The sequence below is a fragment of the Serratia sp. szju genome, from assembly GCF_044594185.1.
Taxonomy (GTDB): Bacteria; Pseudomonadota; Gammaproteobacteria; order Enterobacterales; family Enterobacteriaceae; genus Serratia; species Serratia bockelmannii.
This window is the reverse complement of record NZ_CP172576.1, coordinates 4949425-4971552: the sequence shown is the minus strand read 5'-3', so window position 1 is coordinate 4971552 and position 22128 is coordinate 4949425. Positions and strand designations below refer to the sequence as shown.

The 22128-nt window shown below is 60.4% G+C and carries 23 protein-coding genes; 8 read left to right on the top strand and 15 right to left on the bottom strand.

Annotated elements, in window-relative coordinates; genetic code table 11:
- The first annotated feature begins 116 nt into the window (after positions 1 to 116).
- From rlmF to RE418_RS23520, 5 genes are all read left to right on the top strand, one after another.
- Positions 117 to 1082 (top strand): 23S rRNA (adenine(1618)-N(6))-methyltransferase RlmF, encoded by a 966-nt coding sequence (rlmF, locus tag RE418_RS23540; protein WP_193402728.1) that lies wholly within the window; start codon positions 117 to 119, stop codon positions 1080 to 1082.
- A gap of 294 nt (positions 1083 to 1376) precedes the next feature.
- The gene (locus RE418_RS23535) at positions 1377 to 2681 is read left to right on the top strand and encodes a PAS domain-containing methyl-accepting chemotaxis protein (protein ID WP_060432706.1); all 1305 of its coding nucleotides are present in this window, start codon (positions 1377 to 1379) and stop codon (positions 2679 to 2681) included.
- Between the two features lie 182 nt (positions 2682 to 2863).
- Positions 2864 to 3433, top strand: a complete 570-nt coding sequence (locus RE418_RS23530) for a TetR/AcrR family transcriptional regulator (RefSeq protein WP_025302081.1) — start codon at positions 2864 to 2866, stop codon at positions 3431 to 3433.
- An 11-nt stretch (positions 3434 to 3444) separates the two neighbouring features.
- Positions 3445 to 4083 carry an N-acetyltransferase gene (locus tag RE418_RS23525; RefSeq protein WP_089180680.1) on the top strand — a complete coding sequence of 213 codons (639 nt, stop codon included), beginning with the start codon at positions 3445 to 3447 and terminating at the stop codon, positions 4081 to 4083.
- Positions 4071 to 5081 carry a S9 family peptidase gene (locus tag RE418_RS23520; protein WP_089180681.1) on the top strand — a complete coding sequence of 337 codons (1011 nt, stop codon included), beginning with the start codon at positions 4071 to 4073 and terminating at the stop codon, positions 5079 to 5081. The genes RE418_RS23525 and RE418_RS23520 overlap by 13 nt, the downstream gene beginning before the upstream one ends.
- A gap of 2 nt (positions 5082 to 5083) precedes the next feature.
- Here RE418_RS23520 and ybiO read toward each other — a convergent pair whose 3' ends face one another.
- The 6 genes from ybiO to dps form a co-directional block, all read right to left on the bottom strand.
- Entirely contained in the window at positions 5084 to 7303 is a 2220-nt protein-coding gene (ybiO, locus tag RE418_RS23515) for a mechanosensitive channel protein (protein WP_053085973.1), read from the bottom strand.
- A 153-nt stretch (positions 7304 to 7456) separates the two neighbouring features.
- The gene (gene glnQ / locus RE418_RS23510) at positions 7457 to 8179 is read right to left on the bottom strand and encodes a glutamine ABC transporter ATP-binding protein GlnQ (protein ID WP_004939230.1); all 723 of its coding nucleotides are present in this window, start codon (positions 8177 to 8179) and stop codon (positions 7457 to 7459) included.
- A complete protein-coding gene (glnP, locus tag RE418_RS23505) occupies positions 8176 to 8835 on the bottom strand; it encodes a glutamine ABC transporter permease GlnP (RefSeq protein WP_019454487.1) in 660 nt (219 codons plus the stop codon). Before glnP ends, glnQ begins: the two co-directional genes overlap by 4 nt.
- 103 nt (positions 8836 to 8938) lie before the next feature.
- A complete protein-coding gene (gene glnH, locus RE418_RS23500; protein WP_004939223.1) occupies positions 8939 to 9682 on the bottom strand; it encodes a glutamine ABC transporter substrate-binding protein GlnH in 744 nt (247 codons plus the stop codon).
- 339 nt (positions 9683 to 10021) lie between these two features.
- Positions 10022 to 10288 carry a DksA/TraR family C4-type zinc finger protein gene (locus RE418_RS23495; RefSeq protein ID WP_049208895.1) on the bottom strand — a complete coding sequence of 89 codons (267 nt, stop codon included), beginning with the start codon at positions 10286 to 10288 and terminating at the stop codon, positions 10022 to 10024.
- 142 nt (positions 10289 to 10430) lie between these two features.
- Positions 10431 to 10934, bottom strand: coding sequence for a DNA starvation/stationary phase protection protein Dps (gene dps, locus RE418_RS23490; protein ID WP_025302086.1), 504 nt, complete (start codon positions 10932 to 10934; stop codon positions 10431 to 10433).
- Between the two features lie 356 nt (positions 10935 to 11290).
- On the opposite strand from dps, the gene RE418_RS23485 reads away from it, so the two are divergent.
- The gene (locus RE418_RS23485; protein ID WP_025302087.1) at positions 11291 to 11842 is read left to right on the top strand and encodes an AAA family ATPase; all 552 of its coding nucleotides are present in this window, start codon (positions 11291 to 11293) and stop codon (positions 11840 to 11842) included.
- Here the strand turns inward: RE418_RS23485 and nanQ are convergent.
- Entirely contained in the window at positions 11824 to 12291 is a 468-nt protein-coding gene (nanQ, locus tag RE418_RS23480) for an N-acetylneuraminate anomerase (RefSeq protein ID WP_060432710.1), read from the bottom strand. The two genes, RE418_RS23485 and nanQ, sit on opposite strands and share 19 nt — an antisense overlap.
- Before the next feature lie 132 nt (positions 12292 to 12423).
- Entirely contained in the window at positions 12424 to 13311 is an 888-nt protein-coding gene (gene rhtA / locus RE418_RS23475) for a threonine/homoserine exporter RhtA (protein ID WP_025302089.1), read from the bottom strand.
- A 399-nt stretch (positions 13312 to 13710) separates the two neighbouring features.
- Here rhtA and ompX point away from each other — a divergent pair, with 399 nt between their 5' ends.
- Positions 13711 to 14229 (top strand): outer membrane protein OmpX, encoded by a 519-nt coding sequence (ompX, locus tag RE418_RS23470; RefSeq protein WP_019454480.1) that lies wholly within the window; start codon positions 13711 to 13713, stop codon positions 14227 to 14229.
- Between the two features lie 86 nt (positions 14230 to 14315).
- Here ompX and RE418_RS23465 read toward each other — a convergent pair whose 3' ends face one another.
- Entirely contained in the window at positions 14316 to 15299 is a 984-nt protein-coding gene (locus RE418_RS23465; RefSeq protein WP_089180682.1) for a nitrilase family protein, read from the bottom strand.
- A 91-nt stretch (positions 15300 to 15390) separates the two neighbouring features.
- Here RE418_RS23465 and RE418_RS23460 point away from each other — a divergent pair, with 91 nt between their 5' ends.
- On the top strand, positions 15391 to 16263 hold the full coding sequence (locus RE418_RS23460; protein WP_089180683.1) for a LysR family transcriptional regulator: 873 nt from the start codon (positions 15391 to 15393) through the stop codon (positions 16261 to 16263).
- A 4-nt stretch (positions 16264 to 16267) separates the two neighbouring features.
- On the opposite strand, the gene RE418_RS23455 is transcribed toward RE418_RS23460, so the two are convergent.
- The 6 genes from RE418_RS23455 to ltnD all read right to left on the bottom strand — a co-directional run bounded on the left by RE418_RS23455 (position 16268) and on the right by ltnD (position 21920).
- On the bottom strand, positions 16268 to 16798 hold the full coding sequence (locus RE418_RS23455) for a GNAT family N-acetyltransferase (RefSeq protein ID WP_025302092.1): 531 nt from the start codon (positions 16796 to 16798) through the stop codon (positions 16268 to 16270).
- Between the two features lie 63 nt (positions 16799 to 16861).
- Positions 16862 to 18232 carry a GntP family transporter gene (locus tag RE418_RS23450; RefSeq protein WP_048795956.1) on the bottom strand — a complete coding sequence of 457 codons (1371 nt, stop codon included), beginning with the start codon at positions 18230 to 18232 and terminating at the stop codon, positions 16862 to 16864.
- A 105-nt stretch (positions 18233 to 18337) separates the two neighbouring features.
- Positions 18338 to 19114, bottom strand: coding sequence for a 2-oxo-tetronate isomerase (gene otnI, locus RE418_RS23445; RefSeq protein ID WP_025302094.1), 777 nt, complete (start codon positions 19112 to 19114; stop codon positions 18338 to 18340).
- Positions 19115 to 19117: 3 nt separating this feature from the next.
- Entirely contained in the window at positions 19118 to 19750 is a 633-nt protein-coding gene (locus RE418_RS23440; protein WP_399675609.1) for an aldolase, read from the bottom strand.
- Positions 19747 to 21006 carry a 3-oxo-tetronate kinase gene (otnK, locus tag RE418_RS23435; protein ID WP_089180684.1) on the bottom strand — a complete coding sequence of 420 codons (1260 nt, stop codon included), beginning with the start codon at positions 21004 to 21006 and terminating at the stop codon, positions 19747 to 19749. Before otnK ends, RE418_RS23440 begins: the two co-directional genes overlap by 4 nt.
- Complete coding sequence (gene ltnD / locus RE418_RS23430) at positions 21006 to 21920, bottom strand: L-threonate dehydrogenase (RefSeq protein ID WP_089180685.1); 915 nt, start codon at positions 21918 to 21920, stop codon at positions 21006 to 21008. The genes otnK and ltnD overlap by 1 nt, the downstream gene beginning before the upstream one ends.
- Between the last annotated feature and the right edge of the window lie 208 nt (positions 21921 to 22128).

The following is a 22128-nucleotide window of genomic DNA, read 5'->3' as shown; positions in this document are numbered from 1 at the left end:
GGGCCCCTGTGGCAATCGATGAAGCTTTCATTGTGCCGGGTTTCCCGCCGCTGCGCCATTGCGGGCCGGATGTGTTATCTTACGCGCCGGAAATCCCTTCAAGAGAGCCCGTCACGGTGGAAAAAAAGAAAACCTTCCCGCAGCAGAAAAGCGGCCTGCATCCGCGCAACCGTCATCGTTCGCGCTACGACTTCCCGGCGCTGATCGCCAGCTGCCCGGCGCTGGCGCCGTTCGTAAAACCGAACGCCTGGGGCGATGTCTCGGTGGATTTCGCCGATCCGGCGGCGGTGAAAATGCTCAACCGTGCGTTGCTGCAACACTTTTACGGCATCGAACACTGGGATATTCCGGCTGATTACCTGTGCCCGCCGATCCCCGGCCGCGCCGACTATCTGCACCACCTGGCGGATCTGCTGGCGACCAGCAACGGCGGCGAGATCCCGCGCGGCAAGGGCGTGGCGATCCTCGACGTCGGCGTCGGCGCCAACTGCATCTACCCGATCGTCGGCCTGCGCGAATACGGCTGGCGTTTCACCGGGTCTGAAATCGATCCGGTGTCGCTCAACGCGGCCAAGATGATCGTCGAGATGAACCCGACACTGCGCAATAGCGTGCGTCTGCGGCTGCAAAAACAGCCTGAGCTGATTTTTAGCGGCATCATCGGCGCGGTCGAGAAATTCGACGCCACCCTGTGCAACCCGCCGTTCCACGCGTCCGAGCAGGAAGCGCGCGCCAGCACCCGCCGCAAGCTGCATAAATTGGGCAAAGGGGAAGTGGCCGACAAGCCGGTGCAAAACTTCGGCGGCAAGAACAACGAGCTGTGGTGCGAAGGCGGCGAAGAAGCCTTTGTGCGCAAGATGGTGGAAGAGAGCGTCAGCAAGGCCAACAACTGCCTGTGGTTCACTTCGCTCATCTCGAAAAACACCACGCTGCCGGCCATTTATCATGCGCTGAAGGTGGCGGGCGCGGCCGAGGTGCGCACCATCGAGATGGCGCAAGGGCAGAAGATCAGCCGCTTCGTCGCTTGGACCTTCCACGACGCCGAGCAACAGGCCGCCTGGGCAGCCGAACGCTGGCGTTAATCTTCCCGGCGCCGGTTATCCTGCCGGCGCCGACAAAAAACCGCATTTTACCTTTCAATTTTCATCACTTACGTTATTCTCAATACAGTTTTCATAATAAAAATCTTAGGTTGTTGGTTTATTTAAATTCGAATAATTACTTTACTGAATAAATAAATTTAATCCGGTTAAGAGCAATAACCAGAAGGAGCGGCGCTGCCCGTTCCTTCCGCGATGGCACGTCTGCGTGTGGGCGCGGCATGTGGCCAGGAAAAATAAGAAAAGCGCCATCATCTGCCACAAGGACTACACCTTATGCTGTTACGATTCAGTCAGTTAACTACCCACAAAGGCGCCGAGCTGAGCGCGATAGAACACGCCGTTCCGATGATCGTATTTTCGCTCGACGGCACGGTCTTGCGCGCCAACGATCTTTTCCTCAGCACGCTGGGATTTCAACGTGATGACGTGATAGGTCAGCATCACCGTATTTTCTGCGATCCGAACTATGTCGCTAGCCCGTTATATCGCAAACATTGGGAGACGCTGAATAAAGGCCAACCCATCACGGACACCATAAAGCGCATCGCGAAAAACGGCGAGGCGGTGTGGCTGCAGGGCACCTATGCGCCGGTGCTGAATAAACAGGGTAAGGTGGTGGAAATCGTCAAGATCGCCAGCGAAGTGACCGAGCGAGTGACGCAGGCGCAGGAGCACCGCAGCCTGCTGGCGGCGTTGAATCGCTCGATGGCGATGATTTCTTTCACGCCGCAGGGCACCATTGTCAGCGCCAACGACAATATGTTGGCGCTGATGGGCTATCGGCTGGAAGAGGCGTGTGGGCAGTCGCATGCGGTGCTGTGCCCGCCGGAGTTCGCCGCTTCCGACGATTATCGGCGGCATTGGCAGCGCCTGGCGCGCGGCGAGTTCATCACCGGGCGTTTTGAGCGCGTCAACCGGCGCGGTGAACGGGTATGGCTGGAGGCCAGCTATAACCCGATCCTCGACAACGACGGCCAGGTGGTGAAAGTGGTGAAGATCGCCCAGGACATCACCCGGCTGATGCAACAGCAGCAGCACGAAGAAGAGATGGTGCGTAACGCGCATCATCTGTCGCTTGACACCGATCGGCAGGCGGCGCAGGGTGCGGTCATCGTACAGCAGGCGGTGAAGGGCATGCAGCAGGTCGAAGCGGCGGCGCGCGAAACGTCGGACGTGGTCACCGAGCTCGGTAAGTGCTCTCAGCAGATCGGCACCATCGTCGAAGCCATTCGTAAAATCGCCTCCCAAACCAACCTGCTGGCGATTAACGCCTCCATCGAAGCCGCCCACGCCGGTGAGCACGGGCGCGGTTTTGCCGTGGTGGCCAACGAAGTGCGCACGCTGGCGGAGCAGTCGCGCAAGGCGGCGACCGAGATCGAACGCATGACCAAGTCTATCCAGCAGGGCGTGGCGGCGGCGATCGCCGGCATGGCGACCTGCGTGGAACAGGCTGGCGGCGGCGTGGCATTGACCCATGACGCCGGAGAAGTGATCAACCAGGTCAACATCGGCATGCACGACGTCGTGAAGCTGATGCAGGCGTTTACGTCGGTGAAGCAGGGCGACGCGCTGCACTGAGTGCGCCGGGCGCCGCTCCTAAAAGCGGGGCGGCGTTTGCCTCTTCCTACCGATTCCTGCGCCGTTGAGCTGCGGTTCAATTTTATCGGTCTATGCTAGACTTGAGAATGAACGAACGTTCGTTCATTTGTTGATGTCAATTTGTGGCGCCAGGCGCCCCTTCACCGTTTCGGGAACTGACGATGGGAAATCGAGAAAAGATTGTCGAGGCCGCGCTGCACAGCTTTACCCATAAGGGATTTCACCAGACCAGCATGCGAGATATCGCGCAGGCAGCGGGCGTCAGCGTCGGCAACCTCTATAACCATTTTTCCGGCAAGGAGGCGTTGATCGGCGAAATTGCGCTGCTGGAAAACGGCATATTCGCCGAGTTCGCCGCCGGATTGCGGGCCGACAGAACGCGGCCGAAACAGGCGCTGTCGGCCTTTTTCACCGCCTATCACGCCTTTGTCGCCGAGCCGGCCAATGTGCAACTGTCGGCGGAGATCGTGGCGGAGGTGGCACGCAACCCGGCGTTGGCCGAGCCGTTCAGCGCCAACCAGCGGCAACTGATTGAGGCGCTGGCGACGACGATCGCCGAGGCTCAGCAAACCGGTGAGATCGCAGCGGCGATAGCGCCGTTACCGCTCGCGCAGCTGGTGCTGGACGTGATCGAAAGCCAGGCCTGGCGGCAGGCGATCTTTGCGTCGCCTGCGCCGGAGGAGACCGCGCCGGTGCGGCTGTTGGAGCAGCTGCTCTACCGCCAACCCTAGACGAGGTTGATATGTTGCATATTGATCCTTATCGCGACGCTGATCGCCTGCAAACGGCGGCGCTGATCTACGCCGCGTTCAGCGACAAGTTTCAGCGCGCGCGCCGTCTCAGAGCCCGCTTTCAGTGGCGTCTGTTCTATCGGCTGTGGAGTTGGCAGCAAAGCGGCAGCCGGGAGCGCAGCTTCGTGGTGAAGCAAGATGAACAGGTGGTGGCGGCCTTTGCGCTCAATGCGGCCGCTGGCGAGAACAACGTCGGGCTGCGTCCGCGCACCTTGCCGATTTGGCGGCTGTGCCGCCGCTATGGCTGGCTGAACGTTTGGCGCATGTATCTGCAAATTGCGGTGCTGCAGCACACTCCGGCGGCCGGTGAGCTGTATCTCTCTTACCTGGCGGTGGCCGAGAACCAGCGCGGTAAAGGGGTGGGCAGGCGGCTGCTGCAGTGGATGAACGACTACGCCGCCGAACAAGGCACAGGCCGGCGTCTGAGCCTGCACGTCAGCCGGCGCAACGTGGATGCGCAGCGTCTGTACCGGCGCTGCGGCTTTCAGGTGCGGCGCGAAGAGCATTACGCCTCGCTGGGCTTACTGTTCGGCCAGGCCGATTGGATATTGATGGAGAAACGCAACGGGGAGGCGACGTGCGCAAAATAGGGCTGTGCCTCGTGGCGCTGGTTTTGGCGGCGTTTGGCTGGGTGATTTACGTCAACGACTTTCGCTTTGTCACCGAACCGGTCGTGGTGACCGCCGGCGGCAACCGGTTGACCGGCACGCTGGTGTTGCCGCAGCATGCGCCGATCAAGCCCGGTATCGTGGTGTTCGTGCACGGCGATGGGCCGGCTAACGCCAGCCGCGACGAAGGCTATTACGGCATTTGGGAGGCGATGGCGCAGCAGGGCTATGCGGTTTTATCCTTCGATAAGCCGGGCGTTGGCGGCTCCGGCGGCAACTGGCTGCATCAGACCATGGCGGATCGCGCACGGGAAACCGCCGATATCATCGACTGGGCCCGGCGGGACGGGCGCTTCGATGCGCGCTGCGTGGGGCTCTGGGGCACCAGCCAGGCGGGGTGGGTGATGCCGGAGGTGGCGCGTTTGCGCCCCGACATCGCCTTCACGCTGGCGTTGGCGCCGGCGATCAACTGGCTGCGGCAAGGGCGTTATAACACCCGGGCAGCGATGGTGGCGGCAGGGGACAATGAAGCGTCGATCGCCGCGCGCGAGGCGCACTGGCGCCACATTCAAACGCTGCTCGAACAACCGGACGGCTACGCGCAGTACCGCCGTGAGTATGGCGCCACCGCCGCATTGAGCGCCGACCGCTGGCGCTTTATTCGCGCCAACATGGCCAGCGATGCGACGGCGGGATTACGAAATTTCAACACGCCGGTACACCTGATACTGGGCGGGCGTGACGTCAACGTGGACGCGGACGAAACCGAGCGCGTTTATCGGCAAACGGTCCCGGCCTCGCTGTTGACGGTGACGCGCATCGACGAAGCCGACCACGTGATGATCAAACCGCTGTTCGCGCGCCATCCGTGGCTGATCAACGTGGTGGGCCTGTTTGCGCCGCGCTCGGTGCAATACGATGCCTACCGACAGGACGTGGCGGCCTTCCTGACCGCTCAGCCCTGCGGGCGCGGGCGCTAACCTCAGATCGCCGCGGGCGGCGCCTGTTCTTCGTGCGGCTGCGGCGCGCGGGAGATCTGCATCGCCTGTTGCGGCATGCCGATACCGGCCCGATCGAAATGGATTTTCACCAGCCGGTCGAGGGCGTATTGCACCACCCACTGTTTCAGCGCCTGCGTGCGCACCGTCACGCGGGTGGTGAACGAGCGGTCTCCCAGCGCCACCACGCCGTTGAAGACCGGCTCGCCAATCAGGAAATGCTTCACCTGTTCATCCTGCTTCAGCGCCTCGATGGCCTGATGCAGCACCTCATTGACCCGATCGATGTCCTCGTCGCGGCTGACGGTGTAGTTGGCGCGATACACCCCGAACTCACGCGCATAGTTGGCCAGCGTGGTGATCGAAGAGTACGGCACGATGTGATAGACGCCGTAGTCGTCGCGCAGGCCGATCGAGCGGATGGTCATGCGCTCCACGGTGCCGGTGATGCCGCTGACGGTGACGTATTCGCCGGTGTTCATGCCATTTTCGAACTGGATGAACACGCCGGTGATCACGTCTTTCACCAGCGTTTGGGCGCCGAAGCTGATGGCCAGCCCCAGCGCACCGGCGCCCGCCAGCAGCGGCGCGATGTTCAGTCCGACCTGCGACAGTACGATCATCACGGTGATGGTGCTGATAACGATAGCCAGCACGTTGCGAAACAGCGTCAGCAACGTGCGTTCACGCGCGCTCGGCCGCACGCCGTTGCTCAGTTCCAGCGCCAGGCGGTGTTCGATGATGCTGGCCATCAGCGTCCAGCTGAAGACGGCAATCAGCAGGATCAGCAGGATATGCACCAGCCCGCCGAGCGTCCGCTGGCCATTTTCGCTGCCCGCCCACTGGTACAGGTTGATCAGGTGCCAGGCGTCGAGCAGAAACAGCGTCACCGCCAGCACCACCATCACCCGCAGTATCTTCAACCCGTTGGGGATGTAGGAGTTGATGCGCCGCTCGAGCATCGGATAGCGCAGATTGACGTCGGTCGGCAGCGAAATGCGGCGGAAAATCCAGCGGGTCAGCATGCCGGACAGCAGGGCGCCGACGCCGACCACCAGCAGGCTTTTCACCGTGGCGCTCATCATAAAGCGTAGGCTGTTGCCGATGTCGAACTGGGACAGCACGAACAACACCAGAAAATAGGCGATCGCCAGCAGGTGCCAGATATGCCCCAGGCCGCGCAGGATCACGCTGAAAAACGCCATCGACCGTTCGGCCAGCAGGTTGATCTGTTGCTGTATCGGTTTGCGGTTGTGCAGGATCAGCCAAATGGCGTACAGCGTCAGCGCCAGCATCACCACCAGGTTGACGGCGGCGGCGGCCGGGTAGCTTATTTGTACCGCTACCACCGGCACCACCACCATCAGACCGTAGCCGATCAGCCCGCTGAGCCAGGCGAGGCGCGTGTTCCAGTAGCGTGCGCTCCGGTCGCTGAAGGGGAAGGGACGCAGGTAGTCGAAGTTAGGGGCGAAAATCAGCCGCAGCACAGCCTTGAAAAATTCAATCACCGCGAAGGCGCTGAGAAACAGGGTCTGCAGCCGCAGAATGGTGGCGCTGTCGGCGTGGACGTGGCGGGCGAACAGATTGCCCGCCGCCAGCGCCAGCAGCAGCACCAGCAGATCGACGGCGAAAGCGCCGAGAATGGCGGCGGGGCGCTTATACCACGGGCCGCGCTGCAGCCGCGCATTGTGCCCCCAACTGCCCATGCGTTTGTACAGCGGCGCGATCAACCGCCGGATCAGGTGGAACAGCGCAAAGGTGACCGCCACCGTCAGCAGAAAGTAGCCCAGCGCGCGGAAAAAGCCGGCGGGATTGAAAACGCGCTTCGGGCCGGAATCGATCAGCTTTTGCAGCGCGCCGAGCTTCTGGTTAAAGGTGCCGATGCCTTCCTGCGCCAGCGAGTTCAGGCTGTCGCTCAGCGTAGCGGGCGTCGATTCCTCCGACGTTGCCGGCGCTGCGGCGGGGGCGTCGCCGGCGGTCTGTTTCAGGTGATTGATGAGTTCCGCGCGCGCTTTGTCGTCTTGCAGCAGATCGGCCAGCGCGGCGTAGGCGGCCTTCTGCTGCTCGCTCTTGTCGGCGGGCGCAGGCGGCGCGTTTTGCGCCAGCGCCGGTGGTGCGAAGACGCTCAAGGTCAGCAACAGCAGCAGGAAAAGCAGGTGTTCTCGCAGATGAGAACCTCGTCGGGAGTATGCGTTTGGCGGCATTGTTCCTCTCTTTGGCGTTCTGTGATCGGCGGATGTCAGAGCAATACGATGAAAACAATGAATATAGTAGGAAAGGAAACGCGATGGGGCGTGGGAACGCGTGCGGAATGAAAGCGGCGGGCGCGTGGCGCGCCCGCCGTTAAACAGCCAGGATCAGGAAACGTGCTGCAGGAACTCCTGCAGACGCGGGCTTGGCGGATGGTTGATCAGGTCGTGCGGGTTGCCGTCTTCGGCAATCCGGCCCTTATCGATAAAGATCAGGCGCGACGCCACTTTTTCGGCAAAGCCGACTTCGTGGGTGACGATGACCATCGTCATGCCTTCCTCGGCCAGATCCTGCATCACCTTCAGCACTTCGTGGCGCAGCTCCGGATCGAGCGCAGAGGTCGGCTCGTCGAACAGCATCATTTTCGGCTTCACCGCCAGCGCGCGCGCAATGGCCACGCGCTGCTGCTGGCCGCCCGACAGTTCGGACGGGTAGTGGTGGGCGCGCTCCGCCAAACCGACCTTAGCCAGCAGCTCGCGCGCCAGCTTTTCCGCATCGGACTTCTTCGCGCCGCGCACGCGGATCGGGCCAAAGGCGACGTTTTCCAGCGCCGTCAGGTGCGGGAATAGGTAGAACTGCTGGAATACCATGCCGGCTTCCTGGCGGATCAACCGATCGTCCACTTTCGGATCGTTGGCTTTTAGGCCATCGACGATCAGATCGCCGCTGGTCACCTCTTCCAGCTTGTTGATGCAGCGCAGCAGGGTGGATTTGCCAGAGCCGGATGGCCCGATGATCACCACCACTTCGCCTTTGTCGATCTTCAAATCGATGTTGTGCAGCACCTGGGTTTGGCCAAAATGCTTGGAGACGTTTTTAAATTCAATCACAGGATTTTCATCCTTCTTTCCAGACGACGCAGCACGAAGCTCAGCACCAGGGTAATAATCAGGTAGATAACCGCCACGGCGCTCCAGATTTCCAGCGCGCGGAAGTTACCGGCAATAATTTCCTGACCCTGACGGGTCAGCTCCGCCACGCCGATCACGATGAACAGCGAGGTGTCTTTGATGCTGATGATCCACTGGTTGCCCAGCGGCGGCAGCATGCGACGCAGCGCCAGCGGCATAATGACGTAGCGGATGGTTTCGCGGCGCGACAGGCCGAGCGCCAGGCCGGCTTCGCGGAAACCGTTATGAATCGACAGCACCGCGCCGCGGGTGATTTCCGCGATGTAAGCGCCGGAGTTGATCATGATGGTCACCACTGCCGCGGTGAACGGATCGATACGCAAGTCGCTAAATGCCATCGGCAGGGCGAAGTAGATGAACATCACCTGCACCACGATCGGCGTGCCGCGGATCACTTCGATAAACACCAACGCGATGTGGTTGGCGATCCATCCGCCGTAGGTGCGGGCAAAGCCGGCGACGAGGCCGATGATCAGGCCGCCAATCAGACCGAGGACCGAAATCCACAGGGTCATTTTGGCGCCCTCTAACAAGATAGGAATGGCGGGCCAGATGGCGCTCCAGTCGAACTGCATGATATTTCTCCCGGTGATCCCAAACGTGGGTATCAGATACAACGAAGCGCAGGGGGTTAAGCGACCCCCTGTGCTTAAGTTAATAGCTTGCCAAATTCACAGCTTACTTAGGTTCGGTACCGAACCACTTCTTGTAGATTTCGTTATAGGTGCCGTTCTCGCGCAGGGTTTTCAGCGCGCCGTTCACCTTCTCGCGCAGCTCGTCGCTGCCTTTAGGGAAGGCGATGCCATACTGCTGCGCTTCCAGCGAATCGCCGACGGTTTTGAACTTGCCGGCGCCGGCCGTCTTGATGAAGTATAGGATGTTTGGCGTGTCGTGCAGCACCGCATCGGCGCGCTTGGTGCCCAGCTCCATGTAGGCGTTGTCGATGTTAGGGAACTGACGCAGATCCTTGGTTTTGATGTGCTGCTTGGCGTAATCCACCGAACCGGTGCCGCTCTTCACCGCCACCACTTTACCATTTAGATCGTCGATGCTTTTCACGCTGTTGTTGTCGGCGTTGACCATTACCAGCAGGCCGCTCTTGTAGTAGCCGTCGGAGAAGTCGATAGCTTTCTTGCGCTCATCGGTGATGGTGATGCCGGCCAGCGCCAGATCGACGTTTTTGGTCTGCAGCGCCGGAATGATGCCGCCGAAGTCCATCGGTTTCAGGGTGTAGTCCAGCTTCAGTTCTTTGGCGACAGCCGCCCACAGATCGATGTCGAAGCCGACGTATTTGTCGCCTTGTTTGAACTCAAAAGGAACGAAAGCGGTGTCGGTGGCAACCACCAGTTTGTCTGCTGCGTGGGAACTTACGGCAAAGGCCAGAGAGAGTGCGGCCAGGGAGACTTTAAAAATCGACTTCATGAGAGGAATTCCTGTACAGGTTGCGGATTACCCATTTTTTATATTGCAGTTGGTGCCATGAAAAAATCGTGCCATGTTTTCAACTACTATAAAAACAAAGAGTTACTTCGTGATGTTGTGCCGAAAAGGCGAATTGTTATGGTTGTGCACCACAATGAGGCACCGAAATGGTGCGTAAGAATTATCTTGGTGCACGGGGCTATCATTAACCAAATTTTGGCTGTGAAACAACCGTTCTTTAACGTTTTTGCTTCAATATTGATAACTAACTCTAACTTTCATGATGCACCGACGGTGCAAGCGGGGGCCGCGAGAGGAGAAAAAGGGGAGCAGATAATGCTAACGCAACTGGCTGTCTTTGCTGCCGCGCCGGTTGTACAGGCTATTGGCCGCGTGTTTTTTGTCTTGTTCTGCCTGGCAGGCGAGACAAAAACGCACGCCTGTTAACGCCTTGCGGCGCGCCTCGGGGATCGGTTCTCCGCATTCCTGGCAATAGCGTTCGCTCTCGCCATGCCCGAGCGCATCACGCGCACGCTGCACCGCATCGTCGACGGTGGAGTCAATCTGATCTTGTACGGCGCCATCTGCCGCCCAGCCGCTGGCCATCATCACCTCCTAACAAGGGAACCCTACCGTTTAATATGGGCCGTTTTTTGCACAATTCAACGACCGCGCAAAAGAAAAAAGGCCGGGCGAAGCCCAGCCTGTTCTGCCCGGCACGACGGGCGGTCTGCAACGCGTTGCGGCGTTATTCGATATTGGATTCGATGAACCACAGGAACTTGTCCAGATCGCGCGATGCGGCGGTGAACATGTCGGCGGTGTCTTCATCTTCCACTTCGGTAATGGCCTTACGGATGTCATTCGCCACCGCGCCGTAGCGATCGGCCAGCGCTTTCAGGTGTTCTTGCACGCTGTGGATATTGGTCGGATAGCTTTTCAGCGGCGTCTGATCGTTAACGACCTGTACGGTGCCCAGCGCCACGCCGCCCAGTTGCACTACGCGCTCGGCGAAGGTGTCCTGATGCTCGATGATGGCGGTGCGGAAGCCGTCCAGCATTTCATGAACCGCGATGAAGTTCGCACCGCGCATGTTCCAGTGCGCCTGTTTGGTGATCAACGAAAGATCGATAAATTGCACGACCTGATGGTTCAGCGCCTTGATGGCGGCCAGTTTGACTTTTTCGTCCAGATCGTTACGGGTATACAGCAGATCAGAAGATTTCGTTTTCACCAGTTTAGCGGTACTCATATCAGATATCCTCTTGATTAGTCGTTGTCCTATTTCGTTACGGGATCAATTATAGCAGGGGTATTTATTTTTGCCGTACGAAAATGGCTATTGCACAAATAGGCTTGGTCTAATGTCAATATTTTAATTTGGTTTGTGTTTCTATGTAATGCAATGAATTTAATTGCTATTTTTATTTTTTTGTTATTGTTTTGGTTAGTGACGATTTATCCCTGTTATCTTATTTTCTGCGGATAGGCTGATTCGACTAAATATCCATATTGTTATCGTGCTGTTAATTGTAAGCCTATTCAGATTGATAGCCGTAATTGATGCGGTTAAAGTAAGGGAATTATCCCAGTTTTTATTGGCGAGTGATGAAAATTAACGTCGTCGGCACCAGCGGCAGCGGTAAAAGCACCCTGGCGCGTCAACTGGCGGAACGGCTTGACGTTCCCTATATCGAGATGGACAGCCTGTATTGGCGGCCCGAGTGGCAGGGTACGCCCGATGACGCGTTCCTGGCACGGTTAGAGCAGACGCTGGCCGAAGCGGGAGGAGGCTGGGTGCTGGACGGCAACTACAGCCGCACGCAACCGATTAAGTGGCGCGAAGTCGATTATATCCTGTGGTTGGACTACGGCTTCTGCCGCACGCTGTGGCAGGCCGTGCGCCGGGCGTGCCGACGCGCGGCCAGCAAACGTGAGCTGTGGCCGGGCACCGGCAATCGTGAAAGTTTCCGCCGTTCTTTCTTCAGCCGTGAGTCGATCGTGCTCTGGACGATCCGCACTTACTCGAAGAACCGGCGAAAATACCTGGCGGAGATGGCCCGTACCGATGTAGGGCGCCATTTCAAGCGCTTGCGCTCTCCCCGCCAGGCCGCCGATTTTCTACGGGCGCTGCCGCAGGGTCACAGCAGCAGGCGGTGATGGATCCTCACCACCGCTTTCTTAATGTGCTGCGGGCGCTGCCACAGGCAGCCGGTCTTGTGCGGTTCCATCTGGAAAAAGATCGCGAACATACCGTGCGTCATGTGCAGCGTTTGCGGGTGGCGTTTAATGTCCAGCAGCAGCAGATCGCTATTTTCCGCGTGGGGGTGTTCACGATGCCCGTTGCCCGCCAGGCCGTATTCGATTCGCTCTTCACCGCTGATCAGCAGATGCAGCGCGATGTATTCCTGATGCATTTCGGCGCGCTTTTCCGCCGCCGGCGCGGTGGTCAGCGTCATCACGTCCATAAAGATGTTGTCGCCGTCTATCGGGTGATGCCCCAGCGCCAGCTCGGGCAGGTCGCATCGGCGCAACTCGGTCAGGGTTGAAACCAGCGCCGGCGCGAGTCCGCGGCCGAAGCGTGGGTTGAACAGGCTGTTGTGAATCACTGTTATTCTCCATGTGAGCGAAAGTCCAAAGAGCCTGCGATACAGGCTAAGGGGAAGTATGCCGACTTGTCACGAGGAAAACAGTTAACCCGCCTGCATTCCGACGTTGCGGTCTGCAGGCGGGTCGGGCGATCAGGAAAGGCTTTCGAGGCGAGGTTTGGGGCGAATGGTGAGGGCGGAGCCCATGGAGGCGGCGATGATCGCCGCCAGCGCCAGCCATTGCACGCCGCTCAGGTGTTCGCCGAGGAACAGCATGCCGGATAACGCCGCCATCGCCGGTTCCAGGCTCATCAAGGTGCCGAAGGTGCGCGCCGGAATTTTGGGCAGCGCGATGATCTCCAGCGAATAAGGCAGCGCGGTGGAGAGGATGGCTACCGCCAGGGCTATCGGCAGAATCTCAACGTTGAACAGCACGCTGCCGGTTTGCCAGGCGCCGATCGGGCAGAACACCAACGCGGCGATCAGCGAGCCGAGCGCCACCGTGCCGGGGCCGTGATCGCCGCCGGCCTTCTGGCCGAAGATGATATAGACCGCCCAGCAGGCGCCGGCGCCGAGCGCGCAGGCGGCACCGAAGGGGTCTATCCCGCCCACGCCGTGGCCGAGCGGCAGCAGGAACCATAATCCGGCGATCGCCAATGCCACCCAGAGGAAGTCGATCGGCCGCCGCGAGGAGAACATGGCCACCGCGAGCGGGCCAGTAAACTCCAGCGCCACGGCGATGCCGAGCGGCACGGTGCGCAGCGACAGGTAGAACAGGTAATTCATCGCGCCGAGCGACAGGCCGTAAATCAGCAGCGGCAAGCGGCTACCGGCGGCGATGCGCATACGCCATGGGCGGAAGATAATGAACAGAATCAGGGTGCCGATGAAAAGACGCAGCGTCGTAATGCCTTCCGCACCCACGATCGGGAACAGGCTTTTGGCCAACGAGGCACCGCTCTGGATAGACACCATGGCGATGATTAACAGACAGATAGGCAGCAGCGCGGAGGGCGCTCTGCCGGAAGTAGATAACGACATCCTTAACGGGCCTTTTATGCGCCGTTCCTCAGCCTTGAGAAAACGGTCGAAACGGGGATGCGAGCAGTGTAAATGAAATGGCGAAAATCTGTCTGAGAAAAGCGCGCATCGCGGTGAAATCCACCGATCCTCGGATGAGATGGGGTGAATTTGGTCAAAAAGTGCGCTTTTTCTTAAGAATTATCTGGTATTAAATTGGTGATTTTTGTCACAGAAAGCCGTAGAATATGGCCGAAAATAGAGCGAAAAGAAGCAGATACACTGTTCTTGAAATCTTCTGTTACACGATATAAAGCATTAGACACTCATTTCAAGGCAGAGTTTCACGCTAATTTTTGTTATATTTTCAAAGCATGAACAAATGGATGTACTTAATAATAAAACGCGTTTGAGGTGGTTATGAAAAAAATTGCATGTCTTTCCGCAGTAGCAGCTTGCGTATTAGCAGTTAGCGCAGGTACCGCATTCGCTGGTCAGAGCACCGTATCCGCTGGCTATGCGCAGGGTGATTTCCAAGGCGTTGCTAACAAGGCCGACGGTTTCAACCTGAAATACCGTTACGAGTTCGACAACAACCCACTGGGCGTAATCGGTTCCTTTACCCACCTGGAAAAGGACGGTTCTCAGGACGGTTTCTACAACAAAGCTCAGTACAACTCTATCTCTGCCGGTCCAGCATACCGCATCAATGACTGGGCGAGCATCTACGGTCTGGTTGGCCTGGGTTACGGTAAATTCACTACCAACGCTCAGAACGGTACTTCTCGTCACGATACCGCTGACTACGGCTTCACCTACGGTGCCGGTCTGCAGTTCAACCCAATCGAGAACGTTGCCCTGGATGTCGGTTACGAGCAGAACCGCATTCGTAGCGTTGACGTTGGCACCTGGAACGTTGGCGTAGGCTACCGCTTCTAAGTGTGTTCGTGCCTGAGGGCATGAACCTGCGGCAGCTTTTGTCGCACCGATAAAAAATCCGCCTCCGGGCGGATTTTTTTTATCTGTTATCGGCTGCCGCGCCCCGTCGGCTGTGTCGAAAAGCGCGCGCTGCGGGCATCGCGTTCATAGCCTTGCGGTTCGGTCAACAACCCGTACAGCTCGGGGCGGCGTCCGTAAATCCAGCGGCGGCCGGTGCTGAGCGGGATCAGCGTCAGATCGAGATCGGCGCTGACCAGCCGGTCTTCCGCCGCCCAGGTCTCCGCTACGATGCGGCCGTAAGGATCGAGGATCATCGCGTTGCCGGTGCGTATTTCATCGTCATCTCGGCCCACGCCGTTGCTGAACAGCAAGAACAGCCCGTTGTCGTGAGCGCGCGACGGCAGCCAGCGCATTAGCCAGCCGCGGCCGTGTTCGCCGCGAAAGGCGGCTTCTATCGCCTGCGGATCTTCCACCCGCCGCTGCCACAGCGCCTGCGGGATCGGCTTCATGCCGTGCGGGCTGCGCGAATGGGTGCCGCCGGTCTGGTGCGGGGCGATCAGCACGTCCGCGCCCAGCAGCGCCGTTGCGCGCACATTCTCCACCAGATTGTTGTCCCAGCAGATCAATACGCCCACGCGTACGCCCCAGGGGGTATCGAACACCGTATAGCGGTCGCCGCTGGCGATAGCCGGGTGCTCGAAGGCGTGCAGTTTGCGGTGCACATGCAGTTCGCCGTCCGGCAGACAAACGGCATAGGCGTTGTAACACCGGCCATCATCGCCCAGCTCGATCAGCCCGACGCCAATCGCCATGCTGTAACGCTCAGCCAGCGGGCGAATGCGCGCCAGCGAGGGGCTGCTCACGATCGGCTCCGCCAGCGCCCGCACTTCGGCGTCGGACAGATGGCGCACGTGCCAATAGCCGGTGACGCACATTTCCGGGAAGGCCAGCAGCTGTACCTGCTGCTCGGCCGCCTGAGCGATAAAGCGCTCCATGGTCGACAGGTTGTAATTTTTATCGTTGGCGCGATGCTGGAATTGCACCGTGGCGGCGCGTAATGAGATGGTCATGGTGTCTCTCCGGTTAGGGTCTGCGTTGATTACAGCAGGCGAATTGATTACTGTATAATCAATTAAATTCCCTATTCGATAACTTAATGGAATGGATATAAAACAACTGCGCGCCCTGGTGGCGCTGGCCGAGCAGGGCAACTATCGTCAGGCGGCGAGCCGGCTATGCATCAGCCAACCGGCGCTGAGCAAGCAAATTCAGGCGCTGGAAACCCAGCTCGGCGTTCGATTGTTCGAGCGTGGCCGACAGGGGGCGGTGCTCACCGCCGGCGGGCAGCGGCTCTACCCGGAGGCGCAGGTGCTGGTGGCGCAGTACCAGCAGTTTCAGCAGCGCGCTCGGCGGGTGGCGCTCGGGGAAGCGGGGCGGCTGTCGCTGGGATTTGGCCTTTCCAGCTTTCATCTGGCGCCGCAGCTGGTGGCCGCCTTTCGCCAACGGTTTCCCGAGGTGGCGATCGGCCTGGAAGACTTGCCGTCCGAACGGCAGTATCAGCTGTTGCTGCAGGGAGAGTTGCAGGCGGGGTTCGTGCGCTTGCCGGTCAATACGCCGCTGTGCGGCGTCGCGTTGTTGAGCGATCGGTTGGTGCTGGCTGCGCCGGGCGCGCTGGCGCTGCGCACCGACGATCTGATGGCGCGTTTCAATCTGCTGCCGCTGTTGCAATTGACGCCGAAACGCGGGCGCGGGCTGAGCGATCAGTCGCTGCGGTTTATCGCCGCTCACCGGTTGACGCCGAACGTGGTGCAGCAGGCCGGTGATATCCAAACGTTGTTGGCGCTGGTCGCCGCCGGCGTCGGCGTCGCGCTGCTGCCGCACAGCATCACGCATATCGCGCCGGCCGGCATCGACATTTTACCGCTGAGCGGCGAGGAGACGGAGTGGCAGGTCGGTATCGCCTGGGATCCGCAGCGCACCGACGCGCTGCGGGACAACTTCATTCAGACGGCGTTGGTGGTGCAACGCGCTTAGGCATTCAAAGCGGGCAATGCATCACCACGATCGGGCTCTGGTGATACTCGCTGCGGTGGCTTTCGCTGAAGCCGACCTTTTTCGCCAACGCCAGCGAAGCCTGGTTTTCAGGCGAGATGATGCAGACGGTTTTTTCCCCCGGCAGGTGCGTTTTCCCCCAGGCCAGCGCCGCCCGCAGCGCCTCGGTGGCATAGCCTTTGCCGTGCGCCGAACTCACCAGCGTCCAGCCCATCTCCGGCGCATCGAGCGCTGGGGTGATGTCGCGCAGGAAGTCGGAGAAGCCGATGCTGCCGAGATACTCGCCGCTCTGTTTGTCACGCACCGCCCAATACCCGTACCCCAACAGCGCCCAGTGGCCGACGTAGCGCATCAGGCGCCCCCAGGAGTCTTCTCGGTCGCGCGGGGTGCCGCCGATATAGCGTACCACCAGCGGATCGGCCCACAGAGCGGCCAGCGAGTCGAAGTCGTCCAGCGTGTGTGCGTCCAGCCGCAGGCGTTCGGTGACAAGCGTTGGCGCGGTGTTGATTACGGTCATGTTGCTGCTCCTGCACAGGGTGAAAGGCGATGAAAAACAACGGCGTTCAGTATGCCAGAGAAATCACACCGCCAGCCACAATAGCCAGGTGAACAGAAAGCCGCTCAGACCGAGCAGGGTGGTCAGCACCGTCCAGGTCTTCAGGCCATCGGCCACCGACAGCCCCAAATAGCGCGTGACGATCCAAAAACCGGAGTCGTTGACGTGGGAAAGCCCCAGCCCGCCAAAACAGGTCGCCAACGTCACCAGCACCAACTGCAGCTGATTCAGCCCGCTGACCGCTTCCGACAACAGGCCACCGGTGGTCAGGATCGCCACGGTGGCGGAACCCTGTGAAGCGCGCAGCGCCAGCGAAATGATAAAGGCGGCGGGTACCAGCGGCAGGCCGATGGCCGTCAGTACTTCGGCCAGCGCCTTGCCGACGCCGGATTCCACCAGCACCTTGCCGAACACGCCGCCCGCGCCAGTCACCAGGATCACCACCGCGGCGGTCGGCAGCGCGGCGCCCATCACGTCGCTGGCGTGTTGCAGGCTCCAGCCGCGGCGCAGCGCCAGGAAATAGAAGGCCAGCAGCAGGGCTATCATCAGCGCCACCGCCGGCGAGCCCAGCAGAGACAGCGCATCGCGCAGCGCCGAACCTGCCGGCAACAGCGTGGCGGAGACGGTGCCGAGCATGATGATGGCGATCGGGATGACGATCAGCGCCGCCACCAGGCCGGCGCCAGGCGGGTTGATGCGATCGCTGAGGGGCGCTTGCCCTTCCGGACGCGGCTCCGGCGCCGCCAGCTGCAGCTGTTCCAGCACCTCTATCGATAATGGATAGGTTTTGCGGTTGAGGTAGTTGGCGGCGAAATAGCCGATCACGCCGACCGGGATACAGATCGCGAGGCCGATGATGGTCAGCCAACCGATGTCGGCGTTGAGCAAGCCGGCGGCAGCGACCGGGCCGGGGTGTGGCGGTAGCGCGACGTGTACCGTCAACATCACGCCGGCCATCGGCAGGCCGAACTTCAGCGGTGACACTTTGGCGACCTTGGCGAAGCCGTAAATAATCGGCGCCAGAATGATAAAGCCGACGTCGAAGAACACCGGAATGCCGAGGATAAATGCAGCGAGGGTCAGCGCGGCGACGGTATGTTTCGGCCCCAGCCCCTGGCTGAAGCGCTGCGCCAGCGACTCGGCGCCGCCTGAGTGTTCGATCATGCGCCCGAGCATCGCCCCCAGACCGATGATGATGGTCACCGAGCCGAGCACGCCGCCCATCCCGGCGGTCATTACTTTCATCACTTCACCGGTCGGAATGCCGCTGGCCAACGCCACCAGCAGACTGACCACCAACAGCGCGACAAAGGGCTGCACCTTCGCCTTAATCACCATCAATAACAGCAGCACCACGCCGAGTACGGCAATCAGCAACAGCAGAGAGGTAGACATGAAAAAGCCTTTCGTTGGGTAAGCGTTGGGCACCGCGATCGCCGCGTGGCGATACGGGTGCGTTTCATTGTTATAAAATCGATTTCCTGGTGTCGGCGTGCGGCTTTAGCGGTAAGGCTTCAGCCAGCCGAGCCCGGCGGCGGTGTCGCCGCGCGGGCGGTATTCGCAACCGATCCAGCCCTGATAGCCGAGCGCATCCAGCTTGTCGAACAGCCACGGGTAATTCAGTTCGCCCTCGTCAGGCTCATGGCGATCCGGCACCGAGGCTATCTGGATATGCGCGTAGCGCCCGGCCAGCGTCTCCAGCAGCCCGCTGATATTGCCGTCCACCAACTGCGCGTGGAAAAAGTCGAACTGAATGAACACGTTCGGTCTTTCGATCGCCGCCACCGCTTCCGCCGCCTGATGTTGACTGGCGAACAGGTAGTCGGGCTTGACCGGCGGGCTGAGCGCTTCGATCAGCACCTTGACGCCGTGCGGGGCGAAGGCGTCGGCGGCATAGCGCGCATTGGCGATAAAGGTGTCGAGATAACGCTGTCGATCAGCGCCCGCGGGCACTACGCCGGCCATCAGGTGCACGCAGGGGCAGGAAAGGGCGATGGCGTAGGCCAGCGCGCGATCGATATCGGCGCGCGCATCCCGCTCGCGGCCCGGCAGCGCCGCCAGCCCCCACTCGCCGGTGGCGGCATCACCGGGCGCGGTGTTGAACAGCACCTGTTGCAGGCCGTGTTCGCGCAGCTTCTCGGCCAACAGCTCCGCGGGATGCTCGTAAGGGAACAGGAATTCCACCGCGTTGAAGCCCTGTGCGGCAGCGGCGGCGAAGCGATCGAGGAATGGCACCTCAGTAAACATCATCGACAAATTGGCGGCAAATTTAGGCATGGTTCAGCTCCGTAATTCGGCAATTTCATCATCGGTCAAATAGCGGATCGGACGATCGCCGAGGGTGAAGATCAGTCGCGCCGCATCTTCCATCTCTTCGGCATTGTCCGCCGCCGCTCGCAGGTCTTTACCGGTCACCACCGGCCCGTGGTTGGCCAGCAAAAAGGCACGGTGGGTCGGCGCCAGGCGGGCCAGATCCTGTGCCAGCCTTTCGTCGCCGGGCCGGTAGTAAGGCACCACCGGCACCTTGCCGACGCGCATCACCACATAGGGGGTGAACGGTTTGATGGCGTTGTCGGCGTCCAGCCCCTGCAGGCAAGAGAGCGCCGTGAGGTAGGTGCAATGCAAGTGCACGACCGCTTTGCATTCCGGGTTGTTCAGATAGAGCGCCCGATGAAAGCTGATCTCTTTCGACGGCTTGTCGCCGGAGAGCCAGTCGCCGTTCAGGCTCACTTTAGACAGGCGGTCGGCCTGCAACTCGCCGAAACAGGAGCCGGTCGGCGTCGCCAGCAGCGCGCCGTCCGGCAGCAACAGCGAGAGGTTGCCGGCGGAGCCGGTGGCGTAGCCGCGTTGGAAAAACGAGGCGCCCAGGCGCACCATCTCTTCACGCGCCTGCTGTTCAATCGTCATGCTCATACCGGGAACTCCGTTTGCGCGCGTGAGAAGAAGGCTTCATCGCCAAAATTGCCTGATTTCAACGCCAGGGAAATGGCCCGATCGCTGGCGCGCACCCAGGGAACGCCGGGGGAAATGCTGGGGCCGATATGGAAGCCGCGAATGCCCAGCGCCTGCGTGACCACGCCGGAGGTTTCGCCGCCGGCGACGATAAAGCGGCTGAACCCCAACTGATGCAGTTGCACCACCAGTTCGGCGAACAAGGCTTCTACCGCTTCGCTGGCGGCGGCGCCATGCCGTTGTTGCGTTTGCTGCAGCGACTCCGGCGATGCAGTGGCGTAGATCAGCGGGGCAAGCGCTTCCCCGGTATGGCGCTGCGCCCAATGCGCCAACTCGGCGGCGTAGGCCGCTCGCGCCTGCGGATCGAGACAGCGGCCGATATCGATGGCCTGCGCCGCCGCGCGTTCACGGTAGTGCGCCACCTGCCGGTTGGTCATCACAGAACACGAGCCCGACAGCACCGCCGCTTTTTCCCCCTGCGGCGCACCGGCCGCCTCTGCCGAACGTTCGCCATTCTGCGCCCATTGACGCGCCAGGCCGATCGCCAGGCCCGAACCGCCGGTCACCAGCTTCATCGTTTTCAACGCTTCACCCTGGGTGAGCAGATGCCGTTCGTTGAGCGTATCCAGCACTGCGTAGCGCACGCCGTCCTGCGCCAATTGCTGCAGCTTCTCGCTGACCGCCTCGGCGCCGCGATCCATTTCTGCCGCCGTCACCAGCCCACAGCGTCCGGTGGCCTGGGATTCCATCAGGCGAAGCAGGTTGCTGTCAGTCATTGGCGTGACCGGGTGATGACGCATGCCGGATTCAGACAACAGCTGTTCCCCGACAAACAGGTGGCCCTGATAGACCGTGCGGCCGTTTACCGGCAACGCCGGTGAGACAACCGTGAAATTTTCTCCCAGCGCGGCGAGCAGAGCATCGGTCACCGGGCCGATATTGCCCTGTGCGGTGCTGTCGAAGGTGGAGCAGTACTTGAAGTAGAACTGACGGCAGTCCTGTTCTTGCAGCCAGGCCAGCGCCTGCAACGACTGTTCGATCGCCTGCTCTGCCGGGCAGGAACGCGATTTCAGGCTAATGACCGCCGCCTGTGCGTTTATTTGCGTTTCGTCTTGCGGCACGCCATTCAGCTGCACCGTCGGCAGGCCATTTTGCACCAGAAAACTGGCGATGTCGGTCGCGCCGGTAAAGTCATCCGCGATTACGCCAAGCAGCATCAGAGCGCCTCCTTTTTTTGCGGCAAATCGATGCCGGCAAAGATTTTGATTACCGCACTGTCGTCTTCTTTACCGTAGCCGGCGTTGCTGGCGGCGGTAAACATGGTGAAGGCGGTGGAGGCCAGCGGCAGCGGGAAATGCAGCGCCTTGGCGGTATCCGCCACCAGCCCCAGATCCTTGACGAAGATATCCACCGCCGATTTGGGCGTATAGTCGCCGTCGACCACGTGGCGCATGCGATTTTCGAACATCCAGGAGTTGCCGGCGGCGTGGGTGACCACGTCGTACATCACGTCCAGCGGGATGCCGGCGCGGGCGGCCAGCGCCATGGCTTCCGCGCCGGCGGCGATGTGTACGCCAGCCAACAGCTGGTGGATGATTTTTACCGTCGCGCCAAGGCCGATCGTTTCGCCGATGCGGTAAACCTTGCCGGCGATGGCGTCCAGCACGGGTTGCAGGCGCTCGAAGGTGGCGTCTGCGCCGGCGGCCATCACCGTCATCTGGCCTTCCTCTGCCTTGGCCGCTCCGCCGGAAACCGGCGCATCCAGCATCGGCAGCCCGTAGTCCAGCAGCCGTTGCTCGATCTGTTTGGCGTCATCGGCGGAAATGGTCGAACAGACCATCACCGCGGTGCCTGGCTTGAGCTTTGGCGCCAGGCCTTGTTCGCCGAACAGGATCTGCTTCACCTGGGCGGCGTTCACCACCAGCAGCAGCACGGCGTCCAACTCGGCGGCGAAGTCGCACGCGCTGGAGGACGTTTGCTTAGCGCCGGCCTGTTGCAGCGCCGCCAGTGCCTGCGGATTCAGGTCCGCCCCGTAGGTGGTCAATCCGGCGCGGAGGCACGAGCGCGCCGCGCCCATGCCCATCGCCCCCAGCCCGATGACGCAAACGGCATAATTCCCTGGGTGTGTCATACTGCACTCCTGTTAATTTTAGTGATAATTTGTTTTGTTGTGTTAAATGTAAGCGCTTAGTGGCCGTTTATCCGCGATCGATATCACAATAATTAACAATGTGTGAAACGAATTTTTCGGGTGATTTCTGGTCCGTATCAACATTACTATTATGTTTTTAAATAAGATTATGTTTACCTGACCTAACTGCGCTCGCCGTCACGCCGCG